We start from the raw sequence: 18,966 nt of genomic DNA, 5'->3' as shown, positions 1-18,966 counted from the left end.
AATTTTTAGATATTTAATTCAGTTTATAATTCAATAGTCATTCAAATTTACTTTGTAAATTTAGACAGTTGGTGGTTATTCTATAGATAGTCAAGGGTTAGTCAATCCTGATGAAAGTAGAAATGAACAACACCAGGTGGATGGAAGATGTCTCAAAGTGGAATAAACGCCTGAAGGGCGAATCTCATGAATAAGTAAATAAAGGCGCAAGCCGAATAATTGTTGATAACTTGTGAAATGAGTGTAGATAGAAATTGATAAAATAATTTGTAAAAGAGAAAAAATGATCTGTTGTAAAAAATCCCGGATTCCCCAAAAAAAGATATTTTTTTTATTGGAAAGATTTCAGCCACTTTTCAACAGGAAAAATAGTCCGTAAAAGAAATAAATTATTAACTTTGCCCTTTGTAAACATTTTATGATAACATTTGTAATTATCACATTTACAGAGAAAAAATAAAAATATATCTGTGGATAAGTTTTGATAATATAGGTTTAAAGTTTAATAACATTATTACCTACTTTATCCGGTAAAAAGTCATCAACAGTATCAACATACAATTACCAATATCATATATTTTTTTAAATTTAAAACTATATATAATAAATATAAATTCGGTTGAAAAATCATTGAAGCTTTTGCATTCCGGAAAGGAGAAAGTAAAATAGGCTATGACAAAAGAAGAACTTGTACAGAATATAGAGTTACTGAAGAAGGAAAAGAATGCCATTATATTGGCGCACTATTATCAGGAACCGGAAATACAGGATATCGCTGATTTTGTAGGGGACAGTCTTGCGTTGGCTCAATGGGCTGCTAAAACCACGGCCGATATCATAGTATTGTGTGGTGTACATTTTATGGGTGAAACGGCTAAAATTCTGAGTCCGGAGAAACGTGTTTTTATACCGGATTTGAATGCCGGCTGTTCTCTGGCCGAAAGTTGTCCAGCCGATCAATTTGAGAAATTCGTGAATGCACATCCTGATCATACGGTCATCTCTTACGTAAATACAACTGCAGCCGTAAAGGCGCTGACGGATATCGTGGTTACTTCCACTAATGCAAAGCAGATAGTAGAATCGCTTCCGGAAGATGAAAAAATCATCTTTGGTCCGGATAAGAACCTGGGTGATTATATCAATAAACTGACCGGTAGAAATATGCTTCTGTGGGACGGGGTATGTCATGTACATGCGCAATTTTCCCTCCAAAGGATCCTAGAGTTGAAAAGAGAATATCCCAATGCTTTGCTGCTGGCTCATCCCGAATGTCCCAGATATCTGTTGGAAATAGCTGATCATGTGGGTTCCACTTCCTCCATTTTAAAATTTGCAACCCACTCCGATAATAAACAGTTTATCGTGGCTACCGAAGCGGGAATTTTACACCAGATGCAGAAAGAAAATCCCGATAAAGAATTTATTCCTGCTCCGCCGGAAGATTCCACTTGTGCTTGTAACGAGTGTTTCTATATGAAGATGAACACATTGGAAAAATTGTATCTCTGCCTGAAAAATGAAAAACCGGAAATTGTGGTGGATGAAAAGGTAAGAGTAAAAGCGGTGAGACCCATCGAGCGGATGCTGGAAATATCGGCACGATATGGCTTATGAATTGACTGTTTTGTAAGGTGTTATCGTTATTTTAAATGAGCCTTCGGTTAATAATATGTATAACTGCTCTCTTTTTTGTACCTTTGCAGCCGAAAAAAATTATTTGTATACCGCTTTTTCTACGAGTCCTGCTTAGGGGTTCTTGTAGCGAAGCGGTCTTAAAGTCTTAAGAAATATGGCTCTGCAATGCGGTATCGTAGGACTTCCCAATGTGGGGAAATCTACTCTTTTTAATTGTTTGTCGAATGCGAAAGCGCAGGCGGCAAATTTTCCGTTCTGTACCATTGAACCCAATATAGGGGTTATTACAGTTCCCGATGAGCGGTTGAATAAGCTGGCGGAATTAGTTCATCCCCAGAAAATTGTACCTACTACTGTCGAGATAGTGGATATTGCCGGGTTAGTCAAAGGCGCCAGTAAGGGCGAAGGTTTGGGCAATAAATTCCTGGCCAATATCCGTGAAACAGATGCCATATTGCATGTGTTGCGCTGTTTTGACGATGAAAATGTGACCCACGTAGATGGCCGGGTGGATCCTGTACGCGATAAAGAGATCATTGACGCCGAGTTGCAATTGAAAGACTTGGAGACTATTGAAGCCCGCATCAGCAAAGTGGAAAAACAGGCTAAGACAGGAGGAGACAAAGATGCCAGACTTGCTTTTGAAGTATATTCAAAGATCCGTGAAGCGTTATTACGGGGTGAGTCGGCACGTACCGTAGCTTTCGATACGAAAGACGAAAACAAAATTGCCCGCGAACTTTTCCTTTTAACGGCAAAGCCCGTATTATATGTATGCAATGTGGAGGAAGCGAGTGCTGTGAGCGGCAATCAATATGTAGAAAACGTACGTGAAGCCGTAAAAAACGAAAATGCCCAGATATTGGTTGTCGCGGCAAAGATAGAGTCTGAAATAGCTGAATTTGATACTTATGAGGAGCGTGAACTGTTTCTGAATGAGATCGGGTTGGAAGAATCCGGGGTAAGCCGCCTGATTAAAGCCGCTTATAGTCTATTGGATCTGCAAACATTCCTAACCGCCGGTGTCCAGGAAGTACGTGCATGGACTTTCCAGAAAGGATGGAAGGCTCCGCAATGCGCCGGTGTGATCCATACCGATTTTGAGAAGGGTTTCATCCGGGCTGAAGTGATCAAATATGAGGATTTTATTACCTACGGTTCCGAAAATGCCGTGAAAGAAGCAGGAAAAATGAATGTGGAAGGGAAGGAATATGTAGTACAGGACGGCGATATTATGCATTTCAGGTTTAATGTGTAACGGCTAGTAAACTATTAAATTTTCTACCATTGATAACTATCTATATGCCGGTGTGCTAGATACAGGTATCTCAATTCTATCACCGTCCACGATAGAGAAATTACTCTTATAGAAAATCCGCTCCGGGTATATCTCTGACGACTGAATTAGCGGGTCTGTTTATTTAGAATTGGTACAAATAAGGCTTATAGGGCGTAAATATGTTATAAAACATAGAAAATAATTTTTAATTAATCGATTAACCTTGTATTTTTGCGTTAACTTACGTTATTAACTGTATTGAAGGTGAAAAAAGTTTCCTTAAAAGTGATAGCAAAAGAATTGGGAGTCTCTGCCGCTACCGTGTCGCTTGTACTGAATGGAAAGAACAAGAATGGCAGGGTAAGTAAGGAAATGTCCGAAAAAATTGTGGAGAAAGCGGCTGAATTGAATTATATACCCAATAGTCTCGCCAAAGGATTGAAAATGGGCCATTCAAAATCGATCGGATTGATAGTCGCTGATATTTCAAATGTTTTTTTCGGTACTCTGGCATTACATATTCAGAATTATGCGGAGAAAGAGGGATACACGGTGATTATAGGAAATACCAATGAAAAATTGGAAGAGATGGAAAAAATGATCCTATTCCTCAACTCCCGGCAGGTGGACGGCCTGATTATCACTCCTGCTGAAGGCAGTGAGGTTTTGATCGAATCGATTTTAGAAGGTAAAAAACCGTTGGTTTTGGTAGACAGGGGGTTCCCGGAATTGAACGTTCCTTCTGTGCTGATCAATAACTATGAAGTATGTTATCGTTCCACCAAGCAATTGATGGATCAGGGATACAAAAATCCGGCATTTATAACTTACAAACAAGATCAATTTCATACGAACGAGCGCAAGAGGGGATTCATTGAGGCTATGAAAGATGCCGGCCTTTCTGATCCTGATCATGTGAAGGGGGTCAGTTATCAATGTTTGGAGGAAGATATGGACAAGGCAATTTCACAATTATTAGAGTGTGAAAAAAAGGTAGATGCCATTTTCTTTGCTACCAATACTATCTCTATTGCAGGAGTGAAATCCCTCCTTAAACATGGGCTTCTCATTCAAAAAGATATTCAGGTAATGTGTTTCGATGAGACCGATGCTATAAATTTATTTCCCTTTAGAGTGCCGTTCATTAAACAGCCCGTCGAAGAAATGGCAAGAAAAGCTTTAGAATTGCTGATCGGACAAATAGAGAACAAAGACGTAAAAATCCATAAACTTTTTCTGGAAGCTGAATTAATCACTTAATATTATTTTCTACGGATAGTTAAACGATTAATCCATTCACTATATTATTATGATGAATTGTAAGGGAAGACTTCCAAAATAAAGTCAAACGTTTAACTATAGATGATTTATAAAGAGGAGAGTTATGAAACGAGACTTTGAATTATTACTACCGGGACAGAATATTATTGCTGAACAGCCGTTGGCTACACCGATTTTCAATTCGACGTCCGAAGGATAGTCAATTCCATATAACCATAATATAAAAAATAAGAGTATGAAACAGGTTTATCCTAAAATTGGAATCCGTCCCGTTATTGACGGAAGGCGCGGAGGCATCAGGGAATCTCTTGAAGATACCACTATGAATCTGGCGAAAAGTGTAGAGAAATTGTACCGCGAAAATCTTCATTATCCCGATGGTTCTCCGGTAGAATGTGTAATTGCCGACACTTGTATAGGGGGTGTGAGGGAAGCTGCATTATGCGCTGAAAAGTTTGAAAAAGAGAATGTAGGTCTTTCCCTGTCCGTTACTCCCTGCTGGTGTTACGGATCGGAGACTATTGACATGAATCCCAGTATACCGAAAGCGATCTGGGGATTCAACGGTACCGAGCGGCCCGGCGCGGTTTATCTTTCGGCTGCGCTGGCAGTTCATAACCAGAAGGGATTGCCTGCATTCGGTATTTACGGAAGGGAAGTACAGGATATGAACGACCCGGCTATACCGGACGATGTACAGGAGAAATTGTTACGTTTCGCACGGGCAGGGCTTGCCGTGGCTATCCTGCGGGGAAAATCATACCTATCCATCGGTTCCGTCTCGATGGGAATCGGCGGTTCCATGACCAATCCCGATTTTCTGCAAGAGTACCTCGGTATGCGTACCGAATTTGTGGATGCGAGCGAAATCCTTCGCCGGATTCAACTCGGGATTTATGATCATGAGGAATTTGAAAAAGCGATGCAGTGGACAAAAGAACATTGTATGAGCCGCGAAGGGGAGGATTTTAATCCCGAACACCTGAAACACAGCCGTGAGCAGAAAGATAAAAACTGGGAGTTTGTGGTGAAGATGACACTGATCATGCGCGACCTGATGACCGGGAATCCGGCTCTGGATACCATGGGATACGGTGAAGAAGCGCTCGGACACAATGCCATAGCGGGAGGTTTTCAGGGACAACGGCAGTGGACCGATTTTCTGCCCGACGGTGATTTTTCCGAGGCGATCCTCAATTCCTCATTCGACTGGAATGGAATCCGGAAACCATTCACTTTTGCTACCGAGGATGATCATCTCAACGGTATCAGCATGTTATTCAACCAATTGCTTACCAATACCTCCCAGATCTTTGCCGACGTACGCACCTACTGGAGCCCCGAAGCCATAGAACGGGTAAGCGGCTGGAAGCCTGAGGGAATATTGAAAGACGGTGCTATTCATCTCATTAACTCCGGTTCATGTACCCTTGACGGTACCGGTCAGCAGTCGGATGAAAACGGTAATCCCGTCATGAAACCTTTCTGGGAGATCAGTGAGGAAGAAGTGGAGAAGATGCTCGATGCAACCACCTGGTATCCTGCGTCGCTTGAATACATGCGTGGCGGGGGGTACTCTTCGCAATTCCTGACCAGGGCGGATATGCCGGTTACCATGTGCCGTCTGAACCTGATCAAAGGATTAGGGCCGGTACTCCAGATCGCCGAAGGGTGGACAGCCAATTTTCCGCCTGAAGTATTTGATGTAATCAACAAACGTACCGACAAGACCTGGCCGTCTACCTTCTTCGTACCGCGCGTCACCGGTAAAGGTCGCTTTACGGACATCTACTCGGTGATGAATTACTGGGGGGCGAACCACGGGGCCATCAGCTACGGCCATATCGGTGCCGATCTGATCACGCTGGCTTCAGCACTTTCTATCCCTGTGAACATGCACAATGTGGAGGATGAAAAGATCTTCCGTCCGGATGCATGGTCCGCATTCGGTTCCGACAACGAGGGGGCGGATTACCGTGCCTGTGCTGCTTACGGGCCATTGTACAGATAGAGAATCAAGACGTTCAGATTCAAGATATTTACCTCAAGAATAAAATGAATGTGATGAATATGCGAATCGGAACGAAGTGGATCATAGATTCCAGTCTATCGGAATAGCAATAAACCAAATAAATAGATAGAATGAAGAGAACTAATTTTAAAATGTTGAAATTGAGCACCCTTATTCTGGGGATTATGCTTTCATTCCCTCTCTTTTCCCAGACGGAGCCGATGGGGGATATGTTTGAGCTGGCAAAATTGAAATCGGGCATGAAAAACAGGAGGATATCGAGTACCGACCCTACGGGAGGAAACCGTGACCACCTGGAACCTTTCAGCCCCGGTGAAAAACGAACCATTGCGGAGATAAAAGGTACCGGTGTGATCAACCATATCTGGATCACCATTGCCCCGCCACCCGGTGAGTTAAGCAGGAACGATATCATTATCAGGATGTATTGGGACGGAAACGACTATCCCTCGGTAGAATCGCCCATCGGGCCTTTCTTCGGCCAAGGGTGGAATGAACGGTACAACTACGCCTCGCTTCCCCTGTCGGCAGGACCTGAGAACGGAACGGGACTGAGCAGTTATTTCGCAATGCCGTTTGAGAAAGGAGCAAGGATAGAAATTGAAAATCAGACTGATAAAACGATCAATGCCTTCTATTTCTATGTTGATTACCTGGAGATGGCGGAACTTCCCGAAGGAATGGGCCGTTTTCACGCCTGGTATAATCACAGTCTGTCCAAAGCCTTACCCGAAGGAGAGACCGAATGGGCGTTGACTGGTGAATGGAAACCTAATACCCAGTTAGACCGGAATTATGTTTTTATTAATACCAAAGGGAAAGGCCATTTTGTAGGGATCAATTACTATGTACACTCCCCCACTCCCATGTGGTATGGAGAGGGGGATGATATGTGGTTTATCGACGGAGAGAAGACTCCTTCTCTGATCGGTACCGGTACGGAGGACTTCTTCAATACTTCCTGGTGTCCGAAAGAGCCGTTCTCGCATCCCCATTTCGGTTATCCGAGGGTGAATAATGATATTGGCTGGCTGGGAAGAACCCATGTATACCGGTTCTTTATCAATGACCCCATCTTCTTTGAAACCGAAGTGAAGGGAACCATCGAAACAGGGCATAACAACAACCTCACCCTTGATCTTGCCACTGTGGCTTACTGGTATCAGGACAGTGCCGTGAAACTACCTCCGGCACCTTCTAAGGAAATACGCAAGCCCAAGCCCTTCATCAACCATATGGACATGCACCGTTGGAGAGATGCATGGCGGAAAGCAAAAGGGAATGATCCGCAATTGTGGGGAAATGAGTGATGAAATATAAATACCCTTTTTGAAATCCGATGCGCATAGGTTTCACGACCTATACCCACAAGTCTTGCATGTATGAAAAAGAAGTATCTCATAATTTATATTTCTGTGGCGTTTTTGTGGCTGGCATGTTCCGATAGTTCTCCCGATCCGGAAACAGGAGAATCCGAATCTGAAGAATCGGTCGTTATCGGAAACACTCCTAATACAATTCCTTCGGACATCACAATAGTTCAACAGGCTACTAAAATTTGCCAGGTGACAGGTGATTACGATAAACATTTAAATGAGCTGACACTTAGTCAATGCTATTCACGTTACCGAATGGAAGGCACCGACTTAGGAGTACCCTTCGAGGATGGAGATACGACATGGCTATTGTTTGGAGATACGTGGGGTCCGCAATCCGGATTACATGACGCAATCGGATATACGACGGATAAAACTCCGGAAGACGGTTTAAAACTCGATTTTGTAACTGACGATACGGGAATATACCAAGGTATCATTATACCCGGGGTTAATACTACAGGAGCCTTTGAAGTCCCCACGGAAGGGATAGTGATAGATAACGAATTTTTTATATGGATAACAACAGATCATAGCGATAAGGTTACCATGGGGCGTTCCGTTTTAGCTACGGCAAATAGAACAAATGCCTTGAAAGGTCTATATTCTAAAGTTTATGATTTATCTGTATCTAAATTTATTAATGTGTCTGTAGTCAGAGTAAAAAACTCGGATTGGAATTTTTTACCACCTCACGAAGGAGACGGTTTAGTTATGTTTGGATCCGGAAGTTACCGGCAAAGCCATATTTATTTGGCTTACCAGCCGGTATCCGAAATAAAAAATAGAAGTTCGATCCAGTATTTTGCCGGAATTAAAGATGGAAAGCCGGTATGGACTGGAAAAGAAAAATATGCCAAACCGATTTTCCAGTTAACCACCCCGGGTGTAGGGGAACTTTCGGCATCCTATAATAAATTCATCAAAAAATGGATTCTATTGTATAATCATGGAGAACCTGAACCTCGGGGAATAAACCTTCGAACATCGGATACTCCCTGGGGTCCCTGGTCGGAAACGCAAGCCATATTTCGTCCATGGGAGGACGGAGGATATTGTCATTTTATGCATACGAGTTGGTTACACAGTAATTGCGATAATGTACATAATGCAGGACGTGAAAATGAGTGGGGCGGCGAATATGGTCCATATCAATTCGAGCATTTTGCAACAGGCGATCATTACTCTACCACCATTTATTTTACCATGTCAACATGGAATCCGTATGAAGTTGTGTTGATGAAAGCGATATTAAAGAAAAATTAATATAAATCTTATTGTTTTAAACAAATTGAACAATTAATAACTAGTCGTAAAGAGTATGAAAAACAGACATTTTGGAAAATTGTTTCTTATTGCCCTAATGTGCATAGGAAACATATTGTTTGGTATGGCACAATCGGGACAAAAAGTTACCGGGCGTGTTATGGATACGAAAAACGAACTCCTCATCGGAGTGAATGTGATGGAAGCAGGTACTACAAATGGAACGGTGACTGATATAAACGGTACTTATACCATTCATCTGACGACACAAGATCCGGTTCTTCGTTTTACGTACGTCGGGTTCAAGGAAACAGAAATTCAAGTAGGGAAGCAAGGTATTATTGACGTATTTTTGGAGGAAGAAACGGAAGCCCTCGATGAAGTAGTGGTTATCGGCTACGGAACCCAAAAGAAGGTGTCGGTAACGGGTGCTGTTTCCAATGCCGAAGTAAAACAACTTCAGGCGGTTCCGGCAGCTTCTTTGTCAAATGCATTGGGCGGGACAATTCCCGGAATTATTACCCGCCAATCCAGCGGCGAACCGGGATTCGACGGAGCAGCCCTCTATATACGCGGTATGGCAACCCTCAACACCGGATCGGGTTTTACGTCTCCGCTTATTTTGGTAGATGGGGTAGAACGGGATATTAATGTGGTGAACGTTCAGGAAATTGAAAGTTTCACAATCCTGAAAGATGCTTCGGCTACGGCAGTGTACGGTGTACAAGGGGCGAACGGGGTTATTCTTATCACCACAAAGAAAGGGGTGCAAGGAAAACCGAAAGTAACTTACCGCGGCGAATATGCTACCCTGGAGGGTGTGCGGTTTCCCCAATATATAGAAGCCTATGAGTTTGCAACCTTAATGAATGAAGCTGCATTCAATTCCCAACTGTCGTCGTTACCTTGGTCTGCCGAGGATATTCAAAAATTCAGGGATGGATCGGATCCATACCTGCATCCCAATGTAAACTGGATAGACGAGGTATTCAAAAAAGACACTTGGCAAACAACACACAACCTGAATGTTTCGGGAGGCAATGAAGTGGCACGCTATTATATAAACCTTGGATATGTAGGAAAAGACGGTTTGTATAAAGAAGACAAGTCGCATGATTGGGGAACTCACGGAGGAAAATTTCGCCGTTATAACCTGAGGTCTAACATAGATGTCAATGTAAGCAAGGAATTGTCTCTTGAATTGGGATTAGCTACCACCATTCAAGATCGAAGTTATCAAGGCACCAGCGCCGGTGCTATTTGGTCTGCTATACGCCAGACATCGCCGTTGATTTATCCGGTAAGGAATCCGGATGGATCGATAGCCGGCGGGGGTACAACTGCATACCTTATTGGTAATCCTTACGGTTTGGCAACGCAAACCGGATATACTCAAATGTATATCGGTAACAATCAAGGGAATTTGGCTGCGCGCTGGGATTTATCAAAACTTGTGACGCCAGGTTTATCGGTAAGCGGGAAATTTGCATTCGACCACTATTACAAAAACGAAGTAGCCCGACGGGTTGACTTTGAAGTAAAACAGGTTACGGACCTTGATGCTGAGGGGGATTACATTTATCGCACTTGGCGCGAACAAGGAACTATGGGTTATAAGGTCGATATTCAGGATTCCAATTATTCCATGTATTGGGAGGGTGCCCTTAATTATGCGCGGAAGTTTGGTCTTCATGATGTGGCAGCCATGTTGCTGGTAAACAGGAAAGAGTACAAAAACCTGACCGCAGGTACCTCGATAGATAATTTGCCCAACCGTCACCAAGGGCTTGTCGGAAGATTTTCGTATAATTATAGTAATCGTTATCTGGCAGAGTTTAATTTCGGTTATAACGGATCGGAACAATTTCCTAAAGGAAACAGGTATGGCTTTTTCCCCTCCGTGTCTTTGGGATGGGTGGTTTCAAGTGAAGAATTCTGGGATCCGGCAGTGGTAAACAATCTTAAACTGAGGGGATCAGCAGGAAAGGTAGGTAGCGATTTAGTGAGCGGCGACAGGTTTTTGTACGTTACCGCAGTCAATACTGCCGCTACGGGATATTGGTATGGAACCGGACAAACTTATTTGAGCGGAATTGAAGAGAAGAAATTTGGTGTAGCCTTAACCTGGGAAACTTCAACCAAGTATAACGTAGGATTGGATCTCGGTTTATTTAATAAATTCAGTTTGCAGATTGATGCGTTTAAAGAGCGCCGCGAAAATATTTTGTTGAAAAGGGCCCAGTTACCTGCCCTTCTCGGGTTGGTTCCTCACGGCACCCCTTACGGTAATGTCGGGATTGTGGATAATAAAGGATTTGATGCGGCTATCGAATTAAAAAATACCACCTCTTACGGATTGGCCTATTCCTTGAGAGGAAACTTCACTTTTGCCCGCAATAAAATAATAGAAGACGATACAGCTACCCCGGCAGAACCCTATCAGGAGACAAGAGGAACATCGCTCACACAGGCATTTGCATTGGTGGCTGAAGGTTTGTTCAAGGATCAGGAAGAGATAGACAATTGGGCTAAATCCGAATTTCAGACGACAATAATACCTGGAGATATAAAATACAAGGATATGAATGAGGACGGGGTTATCAATGAAAAAGACAGGATATTTATCGGACATCCCCAAATACCCGAAATCATGTTTGGTTTTGGCGGAGGCCTGGCATACAAGAACTTTGATGCATCCGTGCAATTTTCCGGAGTAGCCAACCGCAGCACTTTCCTCACGGAAGAAGGAATGTATCCGTTCTCACTGGAATATCCGAACTATAACGTGTTGAGGGAGTATTACGACAATCGCTGGGTACCGGGAGCAGACAATTCAAAAGCCAAATATCCGACGGTTATTGCCGCGAATAATGTACATAACAACCGCAATTCGACCATTTATATGCGCGACGCAAGTTATGTGAAATTGCAAAATGCGGAAATCGGTTATACATTTCCTGAAGAATGGATGAAAAAATTACAGATTGGAGGGATCAGGATTTTTGTGAACGGTTCCAATTTATTGACATTTGACAAACTTAAAATTATTGATCCGGAACAAAACATCAGTGATGCTTACCCGCTACAGCGCACCATAAATTTCGGAACGCAAATTAACTTCTAATTTTTTTATATTATGAGAGCAAAAATTTTAAAATATGCCGGAATCCTTTTTGTAGCAATTTGGTTATCCTCATGTGATGATTATCTGGATAAATTGCCCGAAGGGGATATGACAGTGGAAGAAGTGTTTGAGAATTATACAACGGCGAAACGTTGGTTGGCAAATACCTATATGCATTTGCCGGCAGAATTGAATTATATGTGTGGGTTGAACGACACATGGGCACGAAATCCGTTTACTGCCGGATGTGACGAAATGGAGATTGCCTATGGCGGCGCTGCTTCACATTATCTGAACAACGGGTCTATGAACTCGAGTAATTCTTATAGCATTAGTCCCGTATGGAATGAGTGTTTTATGGGAGTCCGTAAGGCGAACATTTTTCTGGAAAACATAGACAACACCCCTTTGCCCGAAGAAAGTAATGCGGTAGAGTTCACAGAAGCAATCCGAAACCAATGGAAAGGAGAAGCTTATCTTTTACGGGCGTTTGCATACTACCAATTGGTCAGGACTTACGGACCGGTGCCCATTACCGATCACGTACTTCCGACAAGTGGGGACTATACTACCGTTAAGCGAAATACGCTGGAAGAATGTATTCAATTTATCGTGGATGATTGCGACCGCGCCATATCGCTTTTGCCGGTACGGTTTACAGGCGAAAATGTAGGTAGAGCTTCGGGAGGAGCCGCTAGGGCTTTGAAATCGAGAATACTGCTGTATGCTGCATCGCCTGTCTACAACGGACATGCACATTTTACAGACTTCGTAGACAATGACGGCGCTCATTTGTTCCCCACCAGCTACGATGCTACCAAATGGAGTAAGGCGGCAGCAGCTTCGTTGGAATGTATAACCGCCTTGGAAAATGCCGGTCATAAACTCTATAATGCAAAGCTCCCCGATTATGTAAATAACTACCGGGGTATCCACCAGGAACTTTATAATGACGAATGGATATTCTGGAGAAATGTGGAATGGTATAATCACTTGGACAATTGCGGTACTATTCTTAGTTTAAAAGGATTCTCAATCCTGAATCCTACGCAGGAAATGGTGGATGCATACCAAATGGCTAACGGCCTGGTTCCCATAACCGGTTATAAGAATGATGGACTGACCCCGGTAATCAATACTGTATCAGGCTATGAAGAGGAAGGTTATACTTCGGCTGAAGGAGACAATGGCTGGAGCCCCATAGGTATCCGGAAAATGTATGCAAACCGGGAACCCCGTTTTTATGCGTCGATTAATTTTGCAGGGCAAAGATGGCTGGGAACAACTTGCGATTTCTGGTACACCGGAAAAGATGGTCGACGCGGTGCCGGTAGCGATTACTGCAAAACCGGATACCTGATAGCCAAAGTTATTAATCCCGATGCAAATCCTTCTACAGGGGCAGGTTATACGCGGAAAGCCTGGCTTTATATGAGGTTGGCCGAGATTTATCTGAACTATGCCGAAGCCATAAATGAAGCAGAAGGACCGGCTAAAGCGTATCTGTACGTAAACAAAGTCCGATCCAGAGCCGGAATTCCGGATTTGGCAACAGGTTTGAGCAAAGACCAAATGAGGGAAGCTATCCACCGTGAGCGCAGGATTGAATTGGCTTTCGAAGGTCAGCGGTATTGGGATGTCCGCCGTTGGGGAACAGCCGAGGATACGGAGAACAAGCCGATTCATTGTATGAACATTATGGCTGGAACATCTTTACAGGATAACGCTTTTTATGAAAGGGTTAAGTGTGAAGACCGTGTATTTGAAACGAAACATTATTGGTTCCCGATTCCTCAAAGTGAGATTGATATAACTCAACGTTCTTTGGTACAAGGTCCCGGTTGGACTGAGGACGAATAGATATCATAGGAGTTTCTGGAATCCACAGATTGAAATTGACCTATGGATTCCAGCACTCTTCCTTTAACAAACAATTGATTATTAACAAGTTTAAATTTGATTATATGAAACGAGCATGAACATCATCACACTCAACAAGATGATTAAAAGCGAGTTCCATATGATACCTTTGAAAATCAATAATTTTAATCATATGAAATCAATTAAAAATATAATATGTTTCTTTTTCTTTGTGGTCTTGCTTGGTTCATGCGCCGACGAAGTTGGTTATGAAAAAGGTGAAAACAGACCTTATGTGAGGATTCCGGAACGTAATATCATAATGGAAACTGATGAAGATAATAAAATAACAGTTACTCCGATATTTGACAGCGAAACAACAGCTGCGGAAAAATTTAAATGGAGTGTTACTGATGAGGAATTGGCAAGCCTCGTTGAAAATGGGGATAACTCTGTTACCCTTATCGGATTGAAACCCGGATATACTTATTTGAGGGTAGAATCGGAGGACGGAAAACTGTCGTATACTTCCACCTTGAAAATCAATCAGGCTTTTCAGTTTAATTATCCGATATTTATAGATTTTGGTACGATAAGATCGGATAGTCCGTTCAACTGTATGGTGAGCCCGTCAGATAAATTGCAGGGACTGGTAGATTTAAACGGATTTGTATCGAAATATGCGATTGAAGTCGCCGGATCATTTAACTGGTTGGATAGAAGTGCTCATACCAATACATTGGGATTTCCGGATAATGTTGCTTTCGACATGTTTTTCAACGATGGTATTAATGTCGCTTCAGCCGGATTTATTCTGTCTAAATTGAAAAAGGATACGAAATATACATTTGTCATCTATGCAACAATCGATGACGGCAACGTTACCGAGACAGAATATACAGCCACGGGACAGAATGAAAAAAGCGGGCTTTTATATACATCTAAAAATCAATCTAATGTAGTCATATTGGACGATATTATTCCTGATAATAGCCAGAATATAAAGTTAACCCTGAAACCGGGTCCTCATAATACACAATGGGCTTTATTTTATGGTATTACGGCATTGATTCTCGTTCCGGAAAACTATGATTTAAATTTACCTTTTAATTGATTAAAGATGGAAATTGATTAATTTTATATTGTTTACATCAGTTCTATTCGGGGAACTGTAACTACCCGTAATTGCAGTTCCCGCGAATAGAAGTATTTTAAAATTTTCTCGCTCTGGCATAGGCTAAACAAGTTTGACCTATGCTCATTTAGCTTAACGAAAATGTTCATTAAAGACTCCAATTTTTACTTTTCCAATACAACGAATATTTATATAAAACAAAAAATATGAGACCCTTCTTACTCCTTTTATTTTTGCTGATAATAACTCCTTCGTACGCTCAGCAAAGCTTACCGGGATGGAAGCAATTAGCGCCTCCCGACACGGTAGGAGTATGGATACAGCCTGCACGGGGAAAACCGGCAATGCCGGTATGGGGGCACGCTAACGGTATAATGGTGGGATTGGCTCCATTACCCGGTCCCAGGGGATTGATCAGGATTTACACCCCCTATTTGGAATATGAATTTGCCGAGGTGATGAATTTCATCGCTTTTGAACCGATCCCAAAGGGAAGTGAACATCGCGGATTTTCGGAGCTTGAAATGAGCAGCCTCGATAAGGGAGAAAGAGGAAAACGTTTTTGGAGCTCAGATGACGCTATGGCTGTGTTGCCCTCAGCCGAGGCATACCCGGCACGGGGAGTCGTTGAAAAAATAAACGGGGAGGAAACGCTGACCCTTTATGTCTTTTCCGAACCTTTTGATAATGGAGCCAGGGTGTATGTACGCCTTCGTTTCTTCAAATCCCGCCCTTACGAATTTGAAATAACGACGAATACTTATGACGGTTCCGTGGATCTGGATTATTTCATAACAACGGCCACAATGGGTAACAAAGCCCGTTTGAGAACACTATTCCTGAAAGAAGGACAAAAGTCTTCACTCGAATTATGGCCCGATTACAAGGATATCCATTTTACTTCACATGCCTGTTTTTCGCAAAAGGAGATGATACGCGATAAAAAGGAAAACGTCTATTTTATAGCGGCTCCCAATGAAAAAGATTACAGCAAAGCTGTGTATGCACCCGGCACACATTCGCATTGGAAATACAGAGGAAAGCACGCAACGCAATATTGGATAAAGAAAAACCCTCAGGAGAAACTGAACGGGTTAGTCAGCGGACGTTTTACCTATTGGGCCAGTGAGGCGCCTATACCGGGCGGGATTTCAATCGAGAATTTCGAATTGAAATCACCCTTTAAAAACGGGGAACGGTTTATTTTCGGGATTACCCCGCTTTCAACAGAAAAGTTTATACAAGAAATAAAGAAATAATGATATGACCAATCGCAGATCGTTCATAAAAAAAATAAGTTTAGGAGGTATCGCTGCTGTAAATTTACCATCCATATCTTCAGCGGAGAACCTGATTAAGCGAACGGACAATGTATCGCAGTCTCTCAATTCCCAAACAGGAAGAAGGGGCAGGGAGTTTAACGGAAAATACGAAAATGAACACTTGAGCAAAATCGCCTTTCCTATTGGAGGCATAGGGGCCGGCATGTTTTGTCTGGAAGGTACGGGTGCCATTTCGCATCTGTCGGTGCAAAACCATCCGGATATATTCAATGAACCTTACGCTTTTGCAGCAATACATATAAAAGGAAAGAACGTTTCGAAGGTTCTGGAAGCGCAGGTTCCTTCATGGAAATTATTCGGGCCTCCTGACAGCGGACTTGGCCGGGGAGACAAAAGTTACGGATTGCCGCGCTTTTCAAAGGCTGCGTTTTTAGCACGTTTCCCTTTTGCTTACATCGATTTAGAGGATGGAGATGTTCCTCTGGACGTCAAAGTTACAGGCTGGAGCCCGTTTATCCCTACCGATGAAGATAATTCAAGTTTGCCGGTCGGTATGCTGGAATATTCATTCAGAAACAATACAAAAGAAACGATAGAAGCCGTGTTCTCATATAATTCCCGAAATTTTATTGACAATGGAGGGCAAATCACGGACGGCATCGGGCAGGGTTTTAAATTAACTAAGTCGGCAGGAGAAAAAGACGGCGCTTTCGGTATCTACGTATCGGACAATAAGGCGGTAGTCGATTATTGCTGGTTTAGAGGAGGCTGGTTCGACTCACAATCCATTTTGTGGGAGAATATACGTAATGGAAAGATGGTGAACAATCCTCCCGTTGCAGGTATCTCACCGGGTGCGTCTATATTTGTATCCTTAACCTTAGCTCCGGGAGAAGAAAAAACAATCACGGTGAATTTCTGCTGGTATTTTCCTAAATCAGGACTTTCCATCGGGCAGGGGATCATATCGGGGCAGGCATTCGCCGGAAAGCCGTCAAAAGGGACAGCACCGCACCAACAACATGTTTCCGGCTTTATGGGGAACCAATTGTTAAATTCTTTTGATCCGTCCGGCGATGGGGCAATTGGCGTCATTCAGTCTCCTGAATTTATTATTAACAGAAAATACCTGAAATTTTTAATCGGGGGAGGAAATCAAAAAGATAAAACCTTTGTCCGTTTAGTTGTGGATGGAAAAGTGATGGAAGTGGCGACGGGAAATCAATCCGAAACATTATCCGAAAAAATATGGGACATAAGGAAATATACCGGCAAAAGAGCGCATATACAAATAGGTGATCTTGGTACCGAAGGATGGGGACATATTCTTGCCGATCAGTTTGTGTTGACGGATGATTCAAATGAAACCCTTTCTGATCCGTCTTCAACTGCAATCTTGATTGCCGATTTTGAGGGGGATAGCTATCCCGGATGGGAGAATATCGAGACCGAAGAATTGAAGCAATTAAGAGACCAGAGGGCATCCCTGGAGAAAAATCCTTATTACCAGCCCTGGTATGCCGGACGGTTCAAAAACCTGGGGGATGTGATCCGGTATTGGGAATCCTGCAAAGACAAATTAAAGAGTAACAGCGGACTTTTCAGGGATGCTTTCTATAATTCCACCTTGCCTCCTGAAGTAATAGAAGCTATTGCGGCCAATTTAACTATACTGAAATCTCCAACGGTACTGAGGCAGAGCGACGGCCGTTTCTGGGCATGGGAGGGTTGTGGCGACAAAGTGGGTTCCTGTCACGGAAGTTGTACCCACGTATGGAATTATGCGCAGGCTGTTCCGCATCTTTTTCCCGGATTGGAAAGAACGTTGCGTGAAACAGAGTTCAGGATCAATCAGAATAGAGAAGGACATCAGAATTTTCGCTCCAACATTCCCATTACACCGCCATCGCATAATTTTCATGCTGCGGTTGACGGGCAATTGGGAGGAATTATGAAGATTTACCGGGACTGGCATATCAGTGGGGATACGGAATGGCTGAGAGAACTATACCCGTATGTAAAAACCAGCCTCGATTATTGCATCCGTACATGGGATCCCGAACGTAACGGTTATTTGAAAGAACCTCAACATAATACTTATGATATTGAATTCTGGGGGCCTAACGGTATGTGTACCGGTTTTTATCTGGGAGCATTGACCGCCTTTATTGAAATGAGCAGGGGATTAAAACAACCGTATAAAGAATATGAATCTTTACTGGCGAAAGGGAAAGAATATATGGAAAGTGAACTTTTCGACGGAGATTATTTTATTCAAAAAATACAATGGGAAGAATTGAATGCCCCGAACCCCATGGAAGCGTTGTCATTCGGAGGTAATTATTCTCCGGAAGCCATTGCTTTGTTAAGAAAGGAAGGTCCGAAATATCAATATGGGACAGGATGTTTGTCGGATGGCATTTTGGGTATGTGGATGGCTTCTGTCTGCGGGCTTCCGGAAATTATCGACAGTGAGATGGTGGCCAGCCATTTAAAGGCCGTATACAGGTATAATCTGAAGATAACATTACTCGACCATTACAATCCGCAACGGCCGACTTATGCCTGTGGTGAAGACGGGGGATTACTGCTTTGCTCATGGCCCAAAGGGGGGGCATTGTCTTTACCTTTTGTGTATAGTAACGAGGTTTGGACCGGAATTGAATACCAGGTGGCAAGCCATCTGATGTTG

The 18,966-nt window shown here is 42.9% G+C and carries 11 protein-coding genes; all 11 read left to right on the top strand.

Annotation, left to right across the window (positions count from 1 at the left end; genetic code table 11):
• The first annotated feature begins 672 nt into the window (after positions 1 to 672).
• Positions 673 to 1,617 carry a quinolinate synthase NadA gene (gene nadA / locus Q0502_RS05780; RefSeq protein ID WP_298648305.1) on the top strand — a complete coding sequence of 315 codons (945 nt, stop codon included), beginning with the start codon at positions 673 to 675 and terminating at the stop codon, positions 1,615 to 1,617.
• A gap of 175 nt (positions 1,618 to 1,792) precedes the next feature.
• Entirely contained in the window at positions 1,793 to 2,896 is a 1,104-nt protein-coding gene (gene ychF / locus Q0502_RS05775; protein ID WP_298648304.1) for a redox-regulated ATPase YchF, read from the top strand.
• Positions 2,897 to 3,181: 285 nt separating this feature from the next.
• Positions 3,182 to 4,177: a LacI family DNA-binding transcriptional regulator gene (locus Q0502_RS05770; RefSeq protein WP_298648302.1), complete on the top strand. Its 996-nt coding sequence runs from the start codon at positions 3,182 to 3,184 to the stop codon at positions 4,175 to 4,177.
• 256 nt (positions 4,178 to 4,433) lie between these two features.
• The gene (locus tag Q0502_RS05765) at positions 4,434 to 6,209 is read left to right on the top strand and encodes an L-fucose isomerase (protein ID WP_298648300.1); all 1,776 of its coding nucleotides are present in this window, start codon (positions 4,434 to 4,436) and stop codon (positions 6,207 to 6,209) included.
• A 131-nt stretch (positions 6,210 to 6,340) separates the two neighbouring features.
• Positions 6,341 to 7,540 carry a glycoside hydrolase family 172 protein gene (locus Q0502_RS05760; protein ID WP_298648298.1) on the top strand — a complete coding sequence of 400 codons (1,200 nt, stop codon included), beginning with the start codon at positions 6,341 to 6,343 and terminating at the stop codon, positions 7,538 to 7,540.
• Positions 7,541 to 7,612: 72 nt separating this feature from the next.
• Positions 7,613 to 8,872: a DUF4185 domain-containing protein gene (locus Q0502_RS05755; protein WP_298648295.1), complete on the top strand. Its 1,260-nt coding sequence runs from the start codon at positions 7,613 to 7,615 to the stop codon at positions 8,870 to 8,872.
• A gap of 124 nt (positions 8,873 to 8,996) precedes the next feature.
• A complete protein-coding gene (locus Q0502_RS05750; RefSeq protein WP_298648293.1) occupies positions 8,997 to 11,996 on the top strand; it encodes a TonB-dependent receptor in 3,000 nt (999 codons plus the stop codon).
• Positions 11,997 to 12,008: 12 nt separating this feature from the next.
• Entirely contained in the window at positions 12,009 to 13,856 is a 1,848-nt protein-coding gene (locus Q0502_RS05745; protein WP_298648290.1) for a RagB/SusD family nutrient uptake outer membrane protein, read from the top strand.
• A 193-nt stretch (positions 13,857 to 14,049) separates the two neighbouring features.
• Positions 14,050 to 14,970: a hypothetical protein gene (locus Q0502_RS05740; RefSeq protein ID WP_298648287.1), complete on the top strand. Its 921-nt coding sequence runs from the start codon at positions 14,050 to 14,052 to the stop codon at positions 14,968 to 14,970.
• A 227-nt stretch (positions 14,971 to 15,197) separates the two neighbouring features.
• Positions 15,198 to 16,250 carry a hypothetical protein gene (locus tag Q0502_RS05735; protein WP_298648284.1) on the top strand — a complete coding sequence of 351 codons (1,053 nt, stop codon included), beginning with the start codon at positions 15,198 to 15,200 and terminating at the stop codon, positions 16,248 to 16,250.
• A gap of 4 nt (positions 16,251 to 16,254) precedes the next feature.
• Positions 16,255 to 18,966, top strand: a 2,712-nt coding sequence (locus Q0502_RS05730) for a GH116 family glycosyl hydrolase (RefSeq protein ID WP_298648281.1), incomplete at its 3' end; no start/stop codon positions are given.

This window comes from uncultured Proteiniphilum sp., from assembly GCF_937873925.1.
In the GTDB taxonomy this organism is placed as follows: domain Bacteria; phylum Bacteroidota; class Bacteroidia; order Bacteroidales; family Dysgonomonadaceae; genus Proteiniphilum.
This window is presented reverse-complemented; position numbering and strand designations above follow the sequence as displayed.

What these genes read in the sequence shown, in the direction of transcription:
- nadA (WP_298648305.1), top strand. Translation starts at nt 673, where the DNA reads ATGACAAAAGAAGAACTTGTACAGAATATAGAGTTACTGAAGAAGGAA.
- ychF (WP_298648304.1), top strand. Translation starts at nt 1,793, where the DNA reads ATGGCTCTGCAATGCGGTATCGTAGGACTTCCCAATGTGGGGAAATCT.
- Q0502_RS05765 (WP_298648300.1), top strand. Translation starts at nt 4,434, where the DNA reads ATGAAACAGGTTTATCCTAAAATTGGAATCCGTCCCGTTATTGACGGA.
- Q0502_RS05760 (WP_298648298.1), top strand. Translation starts at nt 6,341, where the DNA reads ATGAAGAGAACTAATTTTAAAATGTTGAAATTGAGCACCCTTATTCTG.
- Q0502_RS05755 (WP_298648295.1), top strand. Translation starts at nt 7,613, where the DNA reads ATGAAAAAGAAGTATCTCATAATTTATATTTCTGTGGCGTTTTTGTGG.
- Q0502_RS05750 (WP_298648293.1), top strand. Translation starts at nt 8,997, where the DNA reads ATGGCACAATCGGGACAAAAAGTTACCGGGCGTGTTATGGATACGAAA.
- Q0502_RS05745 (WP_298648290.1), top strand. Translation starts at nt 12,009, where the DNA reads ATGAGAGCAAAAATTTTAAAATATGCCGGAATCCTTTTTGTAGCAATT.
- Q0502_RS05740 (WP_298648287.1), top strand. Translation starts at nt 14,050, where the DNA reads ATGAAATCAATTAAAAATATAATATGTTTCTTTTTCTTTGTGGTCTTG.
- Q0502_RS05735 (WP_298648284.1), top strand. Translation starts at nt 15,198, where the DNA reads ATGAGACCCTTCTTACTCCTTTTATTTTTGCTGATAATAACTCCTTCG.